The 18,491-nt window shown below is 63.8% G+C and carries 13 protein-coding genes and 1 CRISPR repeat array; of the genes, 10 read left to right on the top strand and 3 right to left on the bottom strand.

From position 1 onward, the window contains the following. Positions 1-147: 147 nt before the first annotated feature. The 6 genes from ACTHXA_RS03385 (at position 148) to ACTHXA_RS03360 (ending at position 7,489) form a co-directional block, all read left to right on the top strand. Positions 148-1,635 (top strand): phytoene desaturase family protein, encoded by a 1,488-nt coding sequence (locus tag ACTHXA_RS03385; protein ID WP_441669348.1) that lies wholly within the window; start codon positions 148-150, stop codon positions 1,633-1,635. Positions 1,636-1,702: 67 nt separating this feature from the next. Further along, complete coding sequence (locus tag ACTHXA_RS03380; protein WP_441669346.1) at positions 1,703-2,344, top strand: hypothetical protein; 642 nt, start codon at positions 1,703-1,705, stop codon at positions 2,342-2,344. Then, positions 2,341-3,288, top strand: coding sequence for a hypothetical protein (locus ACTHXA_RS03375; RefSeq protein WP_441669344.1), 948 nt, complete (start codon positions 2,341-2,343; stop codon positions 3,286-3,288). Before ACTHXA_RS03380 ends, ACTHXA_RS03375 begins: the two co-directional genes overlap by 4 nt. Before the next feature lie 189 nt (positions 3,289-3,477). After that, a complete protein-coding gene (locus ACTHXA_RS03370) occupies positions 3,478-4,632 on the top strand; it encodes a DUF1611 domain-containing protein (protein WP_441669342.1) in 1,155 nt (384 codons plus the stop codon). 121 nt (positions 4,633-4,753) lie between these two features. After that, positions 4,754-6,592 carry an ABC transporter transmembrane domain-containing protein gene (locus ACTHXA_RS03365; RefSeq protein ID WP_441669340.1) on the top strand — a complete coding sequence of 613 codons (1,839 nt, stop codon included), beginning with the start codon at positions 4,754-4,756 and terminating at the stop codon, positions 6,590-6,592. 291 nt (positions 6,593-6,883) lie between these two features. Further along, complete coding sequence (locus ACTHXA_RS03360) at positions 6,884-7,489, top strand: Fic family protein (RefSeq protein ID WP_441669338.1); 606 nt, start codon at positions 6,884-6,886, stop codon at positions 7,487-7,489. Positions 7,490-7,682: 193 nt separating this feature from the next. Here ACTHXA_RS03360 and ACTHXA_RS03355 read toward each other — a convergent pair whose 3' ends face one another. The 3 genes from ACTHXA_RS03355 to ACTHXA_RS03345 are packed head-to-tail and all read right to left on the bottom strand — an operon-like array spanning position 7,683 to position 10,465. Beyond that, positions 7,683-8,387 (bottom strand): response regulator transcription factor, encoded by a 705-nt coding sequence (locus ACTHXA_RS03355; protein ID WP_441669336.1) that lies wholly within the window; start codon positions 8,385-8,387, stop codon positions 7,683-7,685. A gap of 32 nt (positions 8,388-8,419) precedes the next feature. Next, entirely contained in the window at positions 8,420-9,904 is a 1,485-nt protein-coding gene (locus tag ACTHXA_RS03350) for a sensor histidine kinase (RefSeq protein ID WP_441669335.1), read from the bottom strand. Positions 9,905-9,913: 9 nt separating this feature from the next. Then, positions 9,914-10,465, bottom strand: a complete 552-nt coding sequence (locus ACTHXA_RS03345; protein WP_441669333.1) for a hypothetical protein — start codon at positions 10,463-10,465, stop codon at positions 9,914-9,916. 210 nt (positions 10,466-10,675) lie between these two features. On the opposite strand from ACTHXA_RS03345, the gene ACTHXA_RS03340 reads away from it, so the two are divergent. The 4 genes from ACTHXA_RS03340 (at position 10,676) to purL (ending at position 16,138) form a co-directional block, all read left to right on the top strand. Continuing rightward, the gene (locus tag ACTHXA_RS03340; protein WP_441669331.1) at positions 10,676-11,734 is read left to right on the top strand and encodes a hypothetical protein; all 1,059 of its coding nucleotides are present in this window, start codon (positions 10,676-10,678) and stop codon (positions 11,732-11,734) included. Positions 11,735-11,737: 3 nt separating this feature from the next. Then, entirely contained in the window at positions 11,738-12,904 is a 1,167-nt protein-coding gene (locus ACTHXA_RS03335; RefSeq protein WP_441669329.1) for a hypothetical protein, read from the top strand. 134 nt (positions 12,905-13,038) lie between these two features. Beyond that, complete coding sequence (locus ACTHXA_RS03330; protein ID WP_441669327.1) at positions 13,039-13,683, top strand: hypothetical protein; 645 nt, start codon at positions 13,039-13,041, stop codon at positions 13,681-13,683. A gap of 145 nt (positions 13,684-13,828) precedes the next feature. After that, positions 13,829-16,138: a phosphoribosylformylglycinamidine synthase subunit PurL gene (gene purL, locus ACTHXA_RS03325; RefSeq protein WP_441669325.1), complete on the top strand. Its 2,310-nt coding sequence runs from the start codon at positions 13,829-13,831 to the stop codon at positions 16,136-16,138. 189 nt (positions 16,139-16,327) lie between these two features. Beyond that, positions 16,328-18,185: a CRISPR direct-repeat array (repeat unit 28 nt; unit sequence GTGCTCCCCGCGCAGGCGGGGATGATCC). Positions 18,186-18,491: the final 306 nt, after the last annotated feature.

The following is an 18,491-nucleotide window of genomic DNA, read 5'->3' as shown; positions in this document are numbered from 1 at the left end:
ATCCTCGCATCCATCGCGAGATACCTGAAACGAATTAAAGAATCAGGACACTAGCAGCCCGGTTCTCATCGAGGTCTCACATTGGCCTCATGGCTGTCTCATTCCCTTCGATAATGGTGGAGGTATCAGCGATCGAAGGAGCCAATAATGGCAGGCAGCGGTAAGCATTCGGCCACGGGGCGATCGACGGGCAGCAAGCGCGCGGTTGTCGTCGGTTCCGGCCCGAACGGGCTCACCGCCGCTGCGGTTCTCGCCCGCGAAGGCTGGCAGGTCGACGTCTACGAGCGGGGCCCCCGCCCCGGCGGTGCCGCGAAGTCGAACGACTCCCTCGGCCCTGGCACCATCGTGGACCTTGGCGCAGCCGGGCATCCATTCGGTGTCGCCAGCCCGATCTTCCGTGAACTGCAGCTCGAACAATACGGCCTCGAATGGCTGCACTCCGAGTTTCCGCTCGCGCATCCCCTCCCCAGCCGTCCCGCGGCGGTACTGCACCGCTCGCTCGAGGCGACCGCGGCCGAACTCGGTCGCGACGCCGCGGCCTGGCGACGCATCCACCGCCCCGTCACGAGCAATATGGACGCGCAACTTGAGAACCTGCTCGGCCCGATGTTGAAGTTCCCGAAGCATCCGTTCCGGCTCGCGGCCTTCGCCCCCTCGGCGCTGCCCTCGGCAAGTTTCCTTTCGCGTCGCTGCTTCGAAGGGCCCGCCGCACAGGCGCTGTTCATGGGGTCAGCGGCGCACGCAATCGCGCCACTCGCGCATCCCTTCACGGGTGCCTTCGGCACGCTCTTTGGCGGGCTGGGGCAGACGAATGGCTGGCCGGTGGCGCGCGGCGGTTCGCAGGCGATCGTGGATGCGCTGGTCAAGGTGATCTCTGAGCACGGCGGACGGATCCATACCGACGCCGAGGTAACCGATCTGCGCGCGCTGCCGACAGCGGATGCGACGATTCTGAACCTCACGCCGCGACAGGTGCTCGCATTGCGGGGCCCGGCGGCGGATCAGCTGCGCAGTCGCACGCGGAAACGCCTCGGAAATTGGCGCTATGGCACGGCCGTGCACAAGGTCGACTATCTGCTCAGCGAACCGATTCCGTGGACGGATGCACGTGTAGGCCAGGCCACGACCGTGCACGTGGTCGGATCCGCCGGCGAGCTGCTCCGTGCCGAAGAGCTCGCGGCGGCGGGCCGGCTTCCGGCACGCCCGTTCGTGATGGTCGGCCAGCAGCAGGCTGCCGACCCCTCCCGCGCGAGCGGATCCGCGGCGGGATTCACGGTGATCTGGACCTACGCCCACGTGCCGCACGGCTATGTCGAGGCGTATCCCGGCGAAGTCGCCGAACTCATCGAACAGCAGATCGAACGATTCGCACCCGGATTCCGCGACCTCGTGGTGTTCCGCAATGAAACCAGCCCCGCGCAGCTTGAAGCTGCCGACCCGAATCTCATCGGTGGCGATGTCGCCGGCGGTGCGATGACCGGGCTGCAGACCCTGCTGCGGCCAGGGCTCACCCTCGATCCGTATCGGCTCGGGGACGGGCTCTACCTCGGTTCCTCTTCGACCCCGCCGGGCGCCGGTGTGCACGGCATGCCCGGGGCCTGGGCTGCGGCGGCCGCTATGGCGGACCTCCGCTAGCAGCACACCTCTCGCAACTCCCCTCCCCAACTCCCTCCCGCATCCAACTGCCGTCAAGGAGACGATCATGACGCCCAAAAACGCCACCGCCGTGCCCATCAGACGCGCAGCCGTGCCCACCAGACGCGCCCCGATTCGCGCCCGTGACCTGTGGTCACTCGCCGGCTACGCCGCATTCGCCGGGGTACTGCTGTCGCCGGCCCGCCACTACATCGGTTCGCTGCCGAAAGTGACCAAAGCGAAAATTGAGGAAGACTCGTTCCCGCTCTCCACGTATCCAATGTTTTCGGCCGACCGCAAGGGCCGTATCGTGATTCCTCACGTCGTGGGGTTCACCGCGCACGGCGAGCGGGTGCTGCCGCACTACAGCCACTTCGGCACCGGCGGGCTCAATCAGGTGCGTAAGCAGATCGCGCGCGGCCTGCGGAAGGGGCATGCCGTCGACATCGCGCAGCGCTACGCCGATTCTCTCGCGACGCAGCAGAACGCGCCGAAGCGATCGCGCAGTGCTGAGGTCGCCGAACGTCAGGAACGCGAAGCCGAGATCGTCACCATCGCCGTCGTGCGCAGCCGCTACGTCTTCGACGACTATTTCGCGGGCCAAAAACGCCCCGCTGCCGAAGTCATCCACGCCGAATGCCCCGTCGGCGGCACCGCGTGGAGCGTCCCTGCCGGCCCGCTCCCCCGCTACCAAAAGGAATCCCGATGAATAAGTTCTTGAGCCTGGTCACCGGCAAACCGAACGCTCCCAGCGGCAACGCGCTCGAGCGCGTGATGGACACGCTTCGTCCCGCAGCGACCGCCGTTCGCCCTGCCGTACTGCGGATCGGTGTCGGCGCCTTCGCCGCCGTCCACAACTACCGGCGCCGCGAAATGTTCCAAAAACTCCACCGCCAGGATGCCTCCCGCTTCGCGCCCGTCGGTGTCGTGCGCATCCTGAAAAAACCCCTGCCGCCAAAGGTCGCCGACGCGCTGTTCGAGGCCGCACAGGTCGCGAACATCCTGACCACGCTCGGTATCGCCCACCGCGTCACCGGACCGCTCAACGCGGCCCTGCAGCTGTGGACCGTAACCTACCGCAACTCCTGGGGCATGATTTTCCACAATCACAATGGCGTCATTGCGCACCAGGCGGTGTTGGGGTTCGCGCCCGCTGCCGATGCGCTGTCGGTGGATGCGCTGCTCCGGCACGGCAGGCTGGTTCCGAACCGAGTTGGTCACGACCGGTTCGATCGTCGCTATGGCGGGGTTGCGACCGCGATGAATATCGCCACGACCGTGGTTTACTTCATTTCCGGCATCGCGAAGGTTCGCAGTCCGAAGGGCTGGGCTTGGGCGAGCGGTGACACCCTGCGCGATCAGATCGGGTCGGATGCGGTGCGCAAGGAAGTCTTCGGCTCTGACGCGCCGAAGATGGCCGGTGCCCTTTACAACAGCAAGGCGCAGTTTGGCCTGCTCGCCGTGATCACCCTCATCGTAGAACTCGGCGCGCCACTGTCGCTCGCGCACCGGCGCCTCGGGCAACTCTTCGCGGTCTCGGCGTGGGCGATGCACGTCGGCATCCGCATCGTGATGGGGATCAAGTTCCGCTACAACCTGACGGGCGTCTCCTACCTGTCATATTTCCCCGTGGGACCGCAGCTCCCGCGGTAATTCACCGCAAGTTCACCTCCTGATGGGCCGCCGAGAAAGAGCGGCCCATCAGTGTTTTTCCTGGGTGACTCGAGGCTTCGCGGCCGAGATTGTGCGGACATGAGAAAAGTCTCATCTTCACCTCATTGGTGCCTCATCAGGCGGGGATTTACTCATAAGCAGTTGATCCAGCATTGAAAGGCAATTGAAATGACCACCGTGTTTTCTTCAAATCCGAAGACCACCACCAACGTCCCCAACCGCTCTGCTGGAATCAGCACGGCACCCATCCCGATCATCGTGCGCACTGAACTGCCCGAGCGCACCCAGCCCGCATATACGACCCGCTTCGTTGCCGAAGCTGTAGAGCGCAACCGCGACGAGTTCCACCTGCTTTCCGGCGCCGGGATGCACCCCCGCTCGGGTGATGTCGTTGTCGCTCGGGTGACCAATATCGGCAACCACAAGCGCATTGAAACTCCCGAATCGCGCAAGGCAATTCTCTTTGAAGGCGCACTAGTGATGGTCGCGTACGGGAACCGTTACGCCGCCGACCAGTTCCTCGCCTTCGTGCCCGACTCGCTCGAACCCACCCACCTCGTTGCCGCAGGTGGCGTCGCGGGCCTCGTGGTTGCATCCCACACTCGGGTCAGCTCACCCACCGAAATCGAACCACTGGGCCTGCTCGCGAACCGTCGTGGCATCGTGAATCTCGACAATTTCGCACCCTACGAAAACACGCCCGCAGAAACCGCGAAGCCGCGAAACGCGCGCCCCGAAGTGATCGGTGTGCTCGGCACCTCGATGAACTCGGGCAAGTCAACCTCGATGGCCACCCTCATCAACGGACTCAGCAAGTCGGGCCGCAAGGTCGCCGCGGGCAAGATCACCGGTACCGGTGCCGGGAATGACCCGATGATCTACCACGATGCCGGCGCGACCAAGGTGCTCGACTTCACCGACTTCGGCTACCCCACCACCTTCCAGCTCGACATGCCCGCGATTCTCGCGCTCACCGTCAACCTCGTCGAGCAGCTCACCGATGAAGATACGGATGTGGTGGTCGTCGAGATCGCGGACGGCATCTTCCAGGAAGAGACTGCGAAGCTGCTTCGCGACCCGATCTTCCACAACACGATCGATCAGGTCGTCTTCGCGGCAACGGATGCGCTGGGCGCACGTTCCGGGGTTCAGGAACTCACGAGCGTGGGCCTCAAGGTTGCCGCCGCCACCGGTGTACTCACCTCATCGCCGCTCGCCACGCGCGAGGCGAACGAGGTGCTCGCGCAGTTCGAGACCCCGGTGATCGGCACCTTCGACCTCACCGACCCGCAGCAGGCGGAATCCTTGCTGCTGCGGAAGTAGGTGTGGCGGCGGATCGCCGCACGCGATCACGCCCGCCTTGCCCACCCTGCCTGCCCTCGGCTATTCCAGCCACGACCCCCGCGCTCGCCGCGCCCGCACTCAAGCATGAAGGTAAGAGCACATGAGCACAGTGAATGATGCTGCGCCTCGCACCGAGGCGCCCGCGAAAATGCACCCCAAGACCGACGCCGAGGCTCGTCCAAGTTCGGAGCCGACCGCGAAGATGCCTCCCGTGTGGAAGCGCATCCGCCGCTGGCTGCTCGTCATTCTCGTGGTGCTCGGTGTGGCGCAGGCAGTGCTCGCTCTCGTGATGGCCTTCAGCGTCGATTCGCTGTTGTCTGCCGCAGGAACTGCGGCTTCCGGTACAGCGACTGGCGCTGCCGCCGACCCGGCCGCATCCGTGCCCTGGGGTGGGATGTCGGGGCTCGTCGCGGCGGTACTCGGCATCGGCCTCGCGCGCTGGTTTGAGCGCATCGTCGCCGAGCGACTCGGTCAGGACTACGTCTACGAACAGCGCCGCCGACTCATTACCTCCGCCCTCGGGGAAATCGGGAACCGCTCGCTTGGCGTGATCGTAACCCGCGCATCCAATGACCTCACCGCGGTGCGCAACTGGATCGCCCAGGGCATCGTGCCGCTCGCGACCGCGCTGCCGCTGATCATCACCGTAATCGGCGTGCTCGCGTTCACGAACTGGCCGGTCGCGGTCGCAATCGCCGTGCCGCTCGGGGTCATGGCCCTCGCGCTACCCTTCCTCGCCGAAATGGCGCACCGCCGCGCGCGCACGCTGCGCCGTTTTCGCGGTCGGATGTCGGCGCACATCGCCGATACGGTGCGCGCTGGCGAGTCGATTCGGGTAGCCGGTGCGATGAAGCGTGAGCTCAATGCGGTTGACCGCAACTCCGCGAAGGTCGTGGATGCGGCGGTCGCTCGGGCGCGCGTTACCGGCTTTGTGCGCTCCCTCACCGTTACCGCGGCTTCGCTGTGCACGGCCGCGGTCGTGTTCATTGCGCTACTCGGCGTGATCGATGTTGCCGAAGTCGCCTCAATCATGACGCTGCTCGGAGTGATGGCGACCCCGATGTCCGATCTCGGCCGCGTCGTCGAATACCGCCAGAACTATCGAGCTGCCCGCCGCATCCTTGCCCCGATGCTCGCTGCCGCAACCGAATTGAAGCGTGAAGAACGTCGCCGCGAAAAGGAATGGAAGGCGACGAAACCGAAGCCTGCGCCCGGGCACCGTGGCATTACGGTGGAACACCTGAGCGCGAGCGGCGTTGAATTGCCGAACCTCGAGGCGCGGCCGGGCGAACGCATCCTGCTCGAATCTGCGCATCCGGCGCACGTGCGCGCGGTGCTGCGGAATTTGCTCGGTGCCGGGCAAGACCTCGAAGAATCCGATGCGGTGCCGGCGACGGTGGTCGTGAACGGTCTTGATTTCTCGCGGGCTCCGGCACGGACGCGGCGCGAACTCGTCGGATTCGCCTCCGACCGCCTGCCGCTCGAGCGCGGATCGGTACAGCGACTTGTCGCCTACCGGAAGCCCGATACCCTGATCGGCGAAGTGCGCTGGGCGCTGCAGCGGGTGGGGCTCGGGCCAGTGATTGAACGCGAGCCCAACGGGATGCGCACCAAGCTGAAGAATGACGGCGCACCCTGGAACAGCGCCGATGTCGCGCGGTTGAAGCTTGCGCGGGCCCTGCTCGGAACGCCACCCCTGCTCGTGCTCGAGCACATCGACTCGGCGCTGGATGAGTCCGGCCGCTCGACGCTCCGCGGCATCCTCGAGACCTTCCCTGGTGTCGTGCTGTTCGCGTCGCCGCAGCCGGAACTGATCGTTGACGACTACCGCGTCTGGCAGCTCGACGGCGAGAGCGACGAACAGCGCGAGTTCACCGCCGCAATGATCGGCCGCTCCGCGAACGACCAGCTCACGATGACTGCCGACGACGACGAGTAGTGGCTGCCGTCGCCCCTGCCGCTCACCTTTCGTAGAGCAGCCACTCCCCTCCCGCAGAGTGGTCACTGCCACCGCCTCCCACAGAGTGGTCACTGCTTGGGGTCAAAACGAAAAATAACAACAACCATTGACCACTCTGCGAAGGGGATGCGCATGCTCAACGCACCGCTGTTACCTATATTGTTGCGGAGCGAGAGTGCTGCGAGTTCAGAAGTTGAACGGCTCACCGCAAGCGCGAAACAAGTAGCACTGGCCCAGCTTGGAGACTCTCGGTCCAATAATGCCAATCTCGTGGTCGCGAATTCACGAGCGATGCACGCCGCGATTTCGCTAGCTGACCGACTCAACGCAGGCTCCATCCTCGAAATGCACCGTGCCTTGTTGGAGCACAGTCAGCCCGCAATTGTGGGAAAATTCCGCGATGTGCACGTGTGGGTCGGCGGTCGCTCACCGCATACGGCGCAGTACGTTGGCCCCGCGCCGTCACGCGTTCCCGGGCTTGTAGAGGATCTCATGCAGTTCACCCGTCGAACCGACGCGCAGGTGCTCCCACAGATTGCGATCGCCCACGCACAATTCGAGACCATCCACCCGTTCCCCGATGGGAACGGCCGCACCGGTCGGGCGCTCGTCCATGCGATGCTCCGCGCGAGTGGCGCGACTCGTCAAGTCACGGTTCCGGTGTCGGCAGGATTGCTATCCGATACGGGTGCTTATTTTGAGGCGCTCACCTCCTATCGGACGGGTAATGTGGCCCCGATCATTCGGGTGTTCACTGACGCGACCTTCCGATCACTCCGGAACTCGCGGCGTCTCGTGACCGACCTGGAATCTGCACGCCAGAATTGGGACCGCACGCTCACGGCAAGACAGGGTTCAGCCGCGCGGCGAGGGTGAGGGCGAGCGTCCGCCTCCCGCAGAGTGGAAGTGACCACCTTCTGCAGAGTGGTCAATGCTTGGGGTTAAACCGAGAAATAACAACAACCAGCGACCACTCTGCGGAGGGATGGAGTGACCACTCTGCGGAGGAAGGGAGTGACCACTCTGCGGAGGGAGGGCGGAGGGAGGGCGGCCGAAAGGAAGGAAAGAACTACCCCTCCGGCTGGTAGTGCTTCTCTTCGACGAGGCGGTAGCCGACGCCGCGGACGGTCAAGAAGCGGGATGCGCCGAGCTTATTGCGCAGGTACCGCACGTAGACGTCGACCACATTGGATGCGGTGTCGTAGTCGTAGCCCCAGACGTTATTGAGCAGCTGCTCGCGGGTGAGGGCCTGGCCGGGATACCGCATGAACATTTCGGCGAGGTCGAATTCGCGCGCCGAAAGGTCCACGATCTCCTCCCCGATCGTGACGAGGTGGCGCACAGGGTCAAGCGTGAGGTCCCCATGCCGCAACAGCTCGTCATCCGGATTCGGTGCACTCTCCGACTCGCGAACCGCAGACTTCAGCCGCAGGCGCACCCGGGCAACGAGCTCGGGGAATCGGAACGGTTTGGGCACGTAGTCATCCGCACCGGAAGTGAGCCCGGCAACGGTATCGGCACCCGAAGTGCGGGCGGTGAGGATGATCACTGGCAGGTGCTCGTCAACGCGACGAATCTTCTTGAGCACCACGAAGCCATCCATATCGGGCAGCCCGAGGTCGAGAATCACGAGTTCAAAATTGCCCGAAAGCGCGAGCCCGAGGCCTTCCACACCGGTCGCGGCGGTCTGGGTGGTGAACCCCTCGATCGCGAGCCCCTTCGAAACGAAGTCGCTGATGCGCTTCTCATCTTCAATGATCAGAATCTGTGCCACTGTGTTCCTTACTCGCGAGGGGATGCCGGGGGTCAGTCATTGCGGAGCGGAAAGCTCATGGTAAAGGTCGAACCGTAACCGAGGGTGGAGCGCACGGACACAGTTCCGCCGTGTGCGCGCACGATTTCGGTGACGATGTTGAGGCCGAGGCCGGATCCTTCGGCGCGGGTGGAGTTTCCGCCGCGGCCGAAGCGCTCGAAGATCCGCGCGGTGTCGGTTTCGGCAATACCAATGCCATTGTCACGCACCCAAAGATCGAGCATCGTGCCTTCCTCCCGATCAACGCGAACCTTCGATCCAAGCGCAATCTCGGTGCCGTCGTCCGAATATTTCACCGCGTTATTGGCCAGCTGCAACCAGGCCTGCGTGATGCGCTGATTGTCGAAGTCGTGGACGATCTGGGTCGCCGCATCCACCGACCACTCGCGATCGCCGAGCCGCGAGGCCTTCTCCAAGACCTCCCGCGTGAACGCCTCAATATCGATCGCTTCGAGCGAAACAAAGTCGGGCCGATCGGCTTTCGCGAGCGTCATCAGGTCCTCGACAAGCCGTCCCACGCGGTCGAGCTCGTCGAGCGAGATCTCCCGCACCTGCTCCACATCCACCACATCCCGCGAATTCATGAGCTCAAGATTGCCCTGCACAATCGTGATGGGTGTGCGCAGCTCGTGACCGACGTCGTCGAGCAGCTGCCGTTGGGAGCGGAACGCGCTCTGGATGCGGTCGAGCATCTCGTTGAAGGTGCGGGACAGATCAGCAATGTCGTCTTCGCTCGTGACGGGCACGCGCCGGTCCAGATCCTCATCGGAGATTTCCGCCGCGGTGGCCTGGAGCTTCCGCAGCGGCGAGAGCTGTCGCCCGACGGTCACCGAACCAATGAGCGCGACGATCGCGATCACCGCGATGCCGATCAGCGTGTAGGTGACGAAGATCGCATCCAATTCGGCAAGGGATGCGGAATAGTCAGTCGCGAAGACGAGCAGGCTCGGTTCGGGGTCATCGGCGAAGTAGACGGGGATGATCGCGGCACGATAGGTGGCCTGATCCGTGGAGATCGTCTCGAGCAGCACATCCTGTTGGAACTTGTCGGGGTCGGCGTGCGACATGAGCTCTTCGACGAGCTGCGCGTCGTCCTCGAGCCGCAGCGGCACAATCTCGTTCGCGCGGTAGGTGATGCCGCTGCTGTTGAGCCCGAGCATCGATTCGTGGGTGTCGGGCCAGTGGCGGGTCATCGCGGTGAAGACGAGGTTGTCCGATTCGACGAAGGGTTCTCCGGTTTCGGGGTCGACGCCTTCGGCGGCGAGGATGCGTACCTCCTCGATCGAGCTCGCGAGGGAGTCGTCGATTCGATTCTGGATCGCGGAGCGTTGCAGCAGGTAGGACACGAGTCCCGACGCGAGGACGGCGAGCAGCGTGAGCACCACGAGGGTGATCACAATACGAGTGCGGACCGCGAGCCGATTCCAGCGAAACTGCCGGTTCTTTGCTCGCGGTCCCGCAAGGGACGCTTGACTCACCGATCAATCTCAGTCGTCGTCATCGTCATCATCATCGTCGTCGTCATCCCAGTCGTCATCATCATCGTCGTCATCGTCATCATCATCATCGTCGTCGTAATCGTAGGAGCCGCCGCCTGAGCCGGAGCCGCCGGAACCTGAGCCGCCAGACCCGGAACCGCCGCCCCCGCTACCACCGCTGGGATTCTGCGGTTCCGGTTTCGGCGCTGGAACTTGCACACCGGTGCCGCCACCATCGACAGAATCGCGGGTGGAGGTGTCGCTGCCCTGCGCATCCCCGGCGCCGTCAGCCTGATCGGCAGGATCCTCGCTCGGAGTGGCGGTGGGGGTCGGAGTATTCGACGTGGTCGGGATGGGTGTGGATGGGGTTTCGTTGCTTTCTGGATTGTTCCGCGGATCTCCGGCAGATTCCTCCGGAGTCACGAGCGGGCCGAGGTTGACCGAGTCGGAGGACGCGGAAGACAGGCTCGTCCCGAGCGCTATCACGAGAACAATCACCGCCAGCGCCGCGGCGATGAAGCCGCCGAGGCGCCACGGCGAAGAGGTGATTCGTTCTTTCATGCCTCTAGTTTCCTAGTCGGTGATGAGGCACAAATGAGAAGTCATTCAAACCGGATGAGGACACGATGAGAGTTGAGCGCCCTCACCCTGGTGGATGCGCCTTAACCCTCCAGATGTATTCCTCCCGTGGTTCACGGCCACGCCCATCCTGATCCATATACTGACCGGACGTACACCGCAACTGCCCACCTCGCACAGTACGGAGCAATCATGCCTGATCGGGAGAATCCGCAAGGACCAAAACCCGACGGCATACACTCCAATGGCGAACCAGCCGGCGGGAACCCGGATGCGGGGAATGGCGAGGCCGCGAACGGTCCCGAGCTGCCGTGGCAATCGACGAACCAGCCGTGGAAGCAGGACCTCCCACCACTACCGCAGCTTCCCGATGCGCAGGGTCAGGATGCGCAGGGCTGGGATTTAGCGCCGCCACAGTATCCGGGTCAGTACGTATTCGGCGGCGACAGCGACTACCTACGGGATTCGGCAGGGCAGTTCGGCGCACCCGAAACGGAGACTACGGCGAGCGCAGCCACCACCGCAACGCCGGACCACCGTCGCAGTGACGGCCACGAGCGCTCGAATGAGCGCCCGGCAAGACAACGCCGCCGCCCCCTGTTCTGGATTCTCGGTTCGGTGGTGCTCGTGGTGCTGCTCGCGGGCGGCGCGCTCTTCGCGACGAATCAGTACTTCAATTCACTGCCGCAGTTTCACTTGCAGTCGAGCACCGGGGTCGCCAATGTGGAGTTCACGTTCGACGAGTCTTCGCCGTGGACCACGAGCGCGCCCGGTACCGGGAACGAGGTCATCTGGACCACTTCGAGCGACCCGTTCCGCGAATTTGCGGTTGATTTTGGCAGCCTGACCGACGGGTACTTTGCCGAATCAACATTCGCAACGGGTGCCCAACTCGACGAGCCCGGTGGCAGTCACGCCAGCGATGAGGCGGCCACCGAAGATGCCGCGTCCTCCGTCTTCGGACTCACCACCGGACCTGACGCAGCCGTCTCGAGGCTGGATCCGATCGAGATCGAGGTGACCACCGCATCCGAAACCACCGAAACCGTGCAATTCGCGGTGTACCGCGTCGACGATGCCGAGGGAGTGACCTTTGTGGCGCTGCGGGCATTCGCCGAGAGCCAGAACGCGCTCGTGATGACCTACCACCAGGATGGTGAGGTTGGGGATGACCGGCTCCAGTTGCGACCGTTTGTCGAGACTCTTGAGGAGCGCCTCACGCTCACCTTCGAAACCATCGAGGCGGAATAAACCATGCGCATTGCTCGCTCGCACACTCGCCCCGTCGGAATCGTGATCGCACTTGTGCTGCTGCTCATCCTCGTTGGCTGCAGTGCGGAGGCGGACGAGACCCCGACGAGGCCAGAGGGCCCCACCGCGGCCGAAACCATCGCATCCTATTTCGACGCCATCGCGAATGAGGATCGCGAGACACTCGGTAATATCCTCGGTCAGCACGTCGATATCGCATCGGTGTGGATCCCCGACACAGCACCGGCATTGGAGTTCCACACCGCGGACGGTATCGAGAATCCGTTCCCCGGCGAGGATAAGTACGTCACTGTGGAGATCGGACTCGAGGTGGACGGATCGGAGCGTGACTGGTCGGCGCTGATGCGCTTCGTCGAGTATGAGGGCGGGGATGGTCGTTGGGAGATCGTGAATGGGGTGGAGAATCTGCGGCTGCCCACGGTGACGACGCACGCCGTGGTAATTCCGGAGGAAGTGCGATTTGATCCTGAAGAGCGCGATACTCTCGAGTACGAGCTGTCGGCCAACGCAGCGCCGGAGGATTTCGAGGGCACGGTCGTGCAGCTGCTCCCCGGACTACACACCGCCAATATTGGTGGCCGGAGCGACCTCATCGAATCCACCGACAGTGGCGAGTGGACCTTCCCCGTGTATCCGGGCGATCTCAGTCAGGCCTATCACCGACTCAAAACCGGGATGGACAACGTTGAACTTGGGCTGTCGGAAGCGGGTACCGAGCGAATCGAGAGCCAGATCGACGAACTCTACTCAATGTGCGCGGACTGGTGCGTTGAGCCGGGACCAAACTACTTCGAAACCGCCGACTTCGAGACGATGACCGAAGATACCGGGATCTTCCGCATCCTGCCCGAAACCGAACCGACCTATACGCTGCTCAAGCCGAATCGCGACAATGACCTGTCGGACTGGGAAGACGACTACGACCAGCTCTCGAGCTACCTCGAGTCCGATACCGAGTTATTTGTTGAGCTGCAGCCGCTGGTGATCGAGTATTCGGTTGCAGTCTGTGATAATTCCGGATGCGCGGAGTCCAGCGATTCGCAATATCCGATTCGTCAGGATGAGGTCGAATTTCTCTACAAGTTCCTTTATTTTGCGGCCGAGGATACGGGCGAGCTCGACCTCGTGGCGGTGCGCGGGAATATGTAAGGACGTTGTCGCACTAGCGGCTTAGGTCGTCGGTGGTAAATCGCGTTGCTGTCATTGACCGAGCCCTGCGAGAAGAGGATCGTGGAAGGTCATGGGCAATGTTGCCCGGAACGGACAAGACAGGTGATCTCACCATGAATAAAATCCGAACCCTCTCGCTGGCTTTGCTCGGCACCGCCGCGCTCGTGCTGACCGGCTGCGCGAGCGACACTGAACCGGCGACGACCGACGAGACAGAACCCGACACCGCGATCACCGACGCGGCGACCGTAGAGACTACTGAGTCAGCTCCAGACGGTGCGGCCCCATCCGAGGATGCGGAAGAACCCGAATACGGGAGCCCCGGCGGTGGCGAAGCAGAAGGCGAGCTGCCCGATGATTGGGAAGACCTCGTCATCCTCGAGGTCAATGACCTCACCATCATGTGCGAAGACTGGTGCATTTCGCCCGAGCAAGATCAGTTCGCGGCGGCAGATTGGGATGCGATGACGGATGGCGAGAGTCTCTACCAGTTCCGGGTCTACGAGGGTGAAGCGCTTGACCTCGAGCATGTGACGCCCGAGAGCGACTCGTGGCTGGCTTGGGAAGACGTGATTTCCGAGCTCGGCGACGGTCAATACATTGAAGTGCAACCGATCGTGATGGATGTGGATAGCGCCGTGTGCTCTGGCAGCGAGTGCGAGGCTGCTGGCGAGACCAACACCACCGAGGGCATCAGGTTGCTCTACGACGTGACCGGTGGCGAGGCGGTGTATGTGGGGATAACGGGGACGCACTAGTGTTGCGGTCCTCGGGCGCGCACGGGTGCGCTCAGCACGACTAGACTCAACCGGAGGCGATGCTGCGCACCCGCTTTAGCGCGGTCCGCAGTCGACTTGCCCACGCATCCGCACCCTGTGCATTAGTACATCTAGGAGCCGTCTGTTGAGCACCCAGCACGTTCCCGACACCGTCGAAAACGCGAAGGCAACCCCCGAACTCGAGCAGCCCTATGAGTCCCTCGGGCTCAAGGAGAACGAGTACGAAGAGATCAAGAAGATCCTCGGCCGCCGGCCCACTTCGGGTGAGCTCGCAATGTACTCGGTGATGTGGGCGGAACACTGCTCCTACAAGTCCTCGAAGAAGTACCTGCGCCAGTTCGGTTCGAAGACCAACGAGAAGATGCGCGAGCACCTCATGGTCGGGATGGGCGAGAACGCCGGCGTGATCGACCTCGGTGACGACTGGGCGGTGACCTTCAAGGTCGAGTCGCACAACTCCCCCAGCTATATCGAGCCGTTCCAGGGCGCGGCGACCGGCGTCGGCGGGATCGTGCGCGACATTATTTCCATGGGTGCGCGCCCGGTTGCGGTAATGGATGGCCTGCGCTTCGGCGAAATTGATCACCCCGACACCCAGCGCGTGATGCACGGTGTGACCGGCGGCATCTCCTTCTACGGCAACTGCCTCGGCCTGCCGAATATCGGCGGTGAAACCTGGTTCGACCCGATTTACCAGGGGAACCCGCTCGTGAACGCCCTCGCCGTGGGCGTGCTCAAGCACGAAGACCTGCACCTCGCGAACGCGCGCGGTGCCGGTAACAAGGTCGTACTCTTCGGTGCCCGGACCGGTGGCGACGGCATCGGCGGTGCGTCGGTGCTCAGCTCCGCGAGCTTCACCGAAGGTGGCCCGACGAAGCGCCCCGCAGTGCAGGTGGGTGACCCCTTCGCTGAGAAGGTGCTCATCGAGTGCTGCCTCGAGCTGTTCGCAAACGACGTGGTCGAGGGTATTCAGGACCTCGGTGCCGCCGGAATTTCCTGCGCGACGAGTGAGCTCGCGGCAGCGGGTGACGGCGGGATGCACATCTCGCTCGACGACGTTCTGTTGCGCGACCCGACCCTCACCGCCGAAGAGATTCTGATGTCGGAATCGCAGGAGCGCATGATGGCGATCGTGCGCCCCGAGAAGCTCGACGCCTTCCTCGAGATCACTGGCAAGTGGGAAGTTGAGGCGTCCGTCCTCGGCGAGGTCAACGACTCGGGCCGCCTCACGATCGACTGGAAGGGCGTCCGCATCGTCGACGTCGACCCCATCACCGTCGCCGAAGACACCCCGGAATACGACCGCCCGGTGTCCCGCCCGAGCTACCTCGACGCACTCCAGGCGAACCGTGCTGAAGACCTGCCCCGCGCATCCACCGGCGAGGAGCTGCGCGAGCAGTTCATGACGCTCGTTGGTGACCCGAACGCGGCCGACCCGGCCTGGATCACCGACCAGTACGACCGCTACGTGCTCGGCAACACCGCGTTCGCGTACCCCGAGAACGCCGGTGTGGTACGGGTTGACGAGAAGACCGGCATGGGTGTGGCTTTGGCGATGGATGCGAATGGTCGCTACGCGTACCTCGACCCGCGGACCGGCGCGCGCCTGGCGCTTGCCGAGGCCTACCGAAACGTGGCTGCAACCGGTGCGGAGCCAATGGCCGTGTCGGACTGCCTCAACTTCGGTTCGCCCGAGAACCCAGAGGTGATGTGGCAGTTCAAGGAGGCCGTTGAGGGTCTCGCGGATGGTTGCCTCGAGCTGTCGATTCCGGTGACCGGCGGCAACGTCTCGCTCTACAACCAGACCGGCGACGACCCGATCTTCCCGACCCCGACCGTGGCCGTGCTCGGCAAGTTCGACGATGTCAACCGCCGCGTCACGACTGCATGGCAAGAAGAGGGCAACAATATCTACCTGCTCGGCGTCACCCGCGAAGAGCTTTCGGGCTCGATCTGGGCGGATGCGGTGCACGGTCACCTCGGCGGTCTGCCGCCGCAGGTCGACTTCGCCGTGGAGGCAGACCTCGCCGACCTGCTGCAGGGCGCTTCGAAGCAGGGGCTGCTCGACTCGGCACACGACCTCGCGGAAGGTGGCCTCGCGCTGGCACTTGCTGAGTGCGTGACTCGCTGGGGCGTTGGTGCGCGCATCGTTTTGGACGAGCTTTTGCAGCGTGACGGCGTGGATGCGACCACGGCGTTGTTCTCGGAGTCGACGGGTCGTGTGCTCGTGTCGGTGCCGCGCGAGGACGACGTGAAGTTTGGCTTCATGTGCGAGGCACGTGGGTTCCCGGTGCTGCGGATTGGTGTTTCCGACGGTGTTGGTGAGGATGCGCAGCTTGAGGTGCAGGGGCAGTTCACGGTGCCGGTGAGCGAGATTGCGGCGGTGCGGGAGGCTACCTTGCCTTCGCGGTTTGGGGAGCGGGTTTCGGAGTAGTTTGCACAGGAGCTAATTGCGGCTCTCGGATATGTGTCGAATCGATCCAGCAGACCGCGTCTACAGATTGACCTGTCGAAGTGGATGAACGTACAACGTGAATCCGTCGCAATTCTAAGAATCAGTGACCATATCGTGAAAGTGAATGAAATCCGCACGTTTCACCGATATAATCCCTGATCAGGAAGCGTGCTCCCCGCGCAGGCGGGGATGATCCGTCTTCGCCAGGCTCCACACCTGCAGCGACCACGTGCTCCCCGCGCAGGCGGGGATGATCCCCGCTCCAGCGCATCAACAGTCGCGCCCGTTATGTGCTCCCCGCGCAGGCGGGGATGATCCGTAAGTCACGTGCTGGTTGAGGTCTGAGCGACAGTGCTCCCCGCGCAGGCGGGGATGATCCGTCGTGCTCGCGATCCTCGAACCAGATCGGGGCGTGCTCCCCGCGCAGGCGGGGATGATCCTCCGCATCTGCGCTTTACGGCCCACTTCGACTTGTGCTCCCCGCGCAGGCGGGGATGATCCTCCACTGCGCAATCGGGTCCTCAAGCGCCCGCCGTGCTCCCCGCGCAGGCGGGGATGATCCCTCCTGCGCCCGCCGCGCCCACTGCCGAGGCGAGTGCTCCCCGCGCAGGCGGGGATGATCCTACACCATGGTCAGGAGGCGTTCGAGGTCGCCAGTGCTCCCCGCGCAGGCGGGGATGATCCGACCACCACCATGGACACCTACGACCTCATCACGTGCTCCCCGCGCAGGCGGGGATGATCCGAGTCGTGTGAAGTATTGGAAGGCGAAGGTCACGTGCTCCCCGCGCAGGCGGGGATGATCCGGGCCTTCGTGAGCAGTTCAAGGCGGCCGGGAAGTGCTCCCCGCGCAGGCGGGGATGATCCGTATCCCCTGAGCAGCGACAGAGCGGGAAGGCGGTGCTCCCCGCGCAGGCGGGGATGATCCGGGCAGAGAGTCCCGCGAGTATGCAGCCGAGTCGTGCTCCCCGCGCAGGCGGGGATGATCCTGTTGTCAGCAACGCGCATGTTTGTGTCGTTTTGTGCTCCCCGCGCAGGCGGGGATGATCCTAATTCCCGTTGCACGACTCATGCCGCTACCCCGTGCTCCCCGCGCAGGCGGGGATGATCCCGACTACCGTGAAATAAACGGCATTCAGAAAATGTGCTCCCCGCGCAGGCGGGGATGATCCCTGTTCACGCCGAAAGCCGTACCGAAAGAAAGCGTGCTCCCCGCGCAGGCGGGGATGATCCGTGTGGACTCACTTTGACCTCACCGAAGAGGACGTGCTCCCCGCGCAGGCGGGGATGATCCGTGGCGTCACTCGAGAAAGGGAATCATCACGGGGTGCTCCCCGCGCAGGCGGGGATGATCCGATGCGCGACCACGGGGTGACTTTCTCAGACCCGTGCTCCCCGCGCAGGCGGGGATGATCCGGTTGTCGATCACATCTGCCGAACGCCACTTTGGTGCTCCCCGCGCAGGCGGGGATGATCCCGTGATACTCCCAGTCTCGGGGTTTATTGGCCGGTGCTCCCCGCGCAGGCGGGGATGATCCTTTCGCGGTGGCCGATATGTTCCAGGCGCGGTCGTGCTCCCCGCGCAGGCGGGGATGATCCCGTTCCGATCAGATCAAAGTCCAGGTTCTCGGCGTGCTCCCCGCGCAGGCGGGGATGATCCCTCCTGCGCCCGCCGCGCCCACTGCCGAGGCGAGTGCTCCCCGCGCAGGCGGGGATGATCCTATTTCCATCCGGCGAATCCAGCGGCACATCAAGTGCTCCCCGCGCAGGCGGGGATGATCCGGTCGTGCTGCCGTTGCTCGCGAAGCACGGGCTGTGCTCCCCGCGCAGGCGGGGATGATCCCTCGAAATGAGGAAACAGAAATGAACGCATACGGTGCTCCCCGCGCAGGCGGGGATGATCCGGAGCGTCGCGAGGCCGCGCACAAGGCCCTCGAGTGCTCCCCGCGCAGGCGGGGATGATCCGACCGACGCGCAGCTCGCCGCCGAAGTGTGGGCGTGCTCCCCGCGCAGGCGGGGATGATCCGGCGCGATCTTCGACACGTTCTCGACGAAGCCAGGGCTCCCCGCACGGCCGCTTCGAGCACCGCGTGAAGTAACGTTGCGTGCTCCCCGCATAGGTGGGGACGATTCTCCCGAACTTGACTCGGGTTCACTCAAGACCAGGCGCTCCCGGTTCAGCCGGGAATAGTCCGAAAATGACCATCTCGTCGACTTGGGGAACAGTGGCCGACTACTCCAGGCAGCATGCTTTCCGCAATCGCCGATATCGGAGAACGGAGAACTCATACAACCAACGAATCCACCACTCAGGTTCAGCGATACTTGTTTC

The sequence above is a fragment of the Gulosibacter sp. genome (genome assembly GCF_052090685.1).
Lineage (GTDB): Bacteria > Actinomycetota > Actinomycetes > Actinomycetales > Microbacteriaceae > Gulosibacter.
This window is presented reverse-complemented; position numbering and strand designations above follow the sequence as displayed.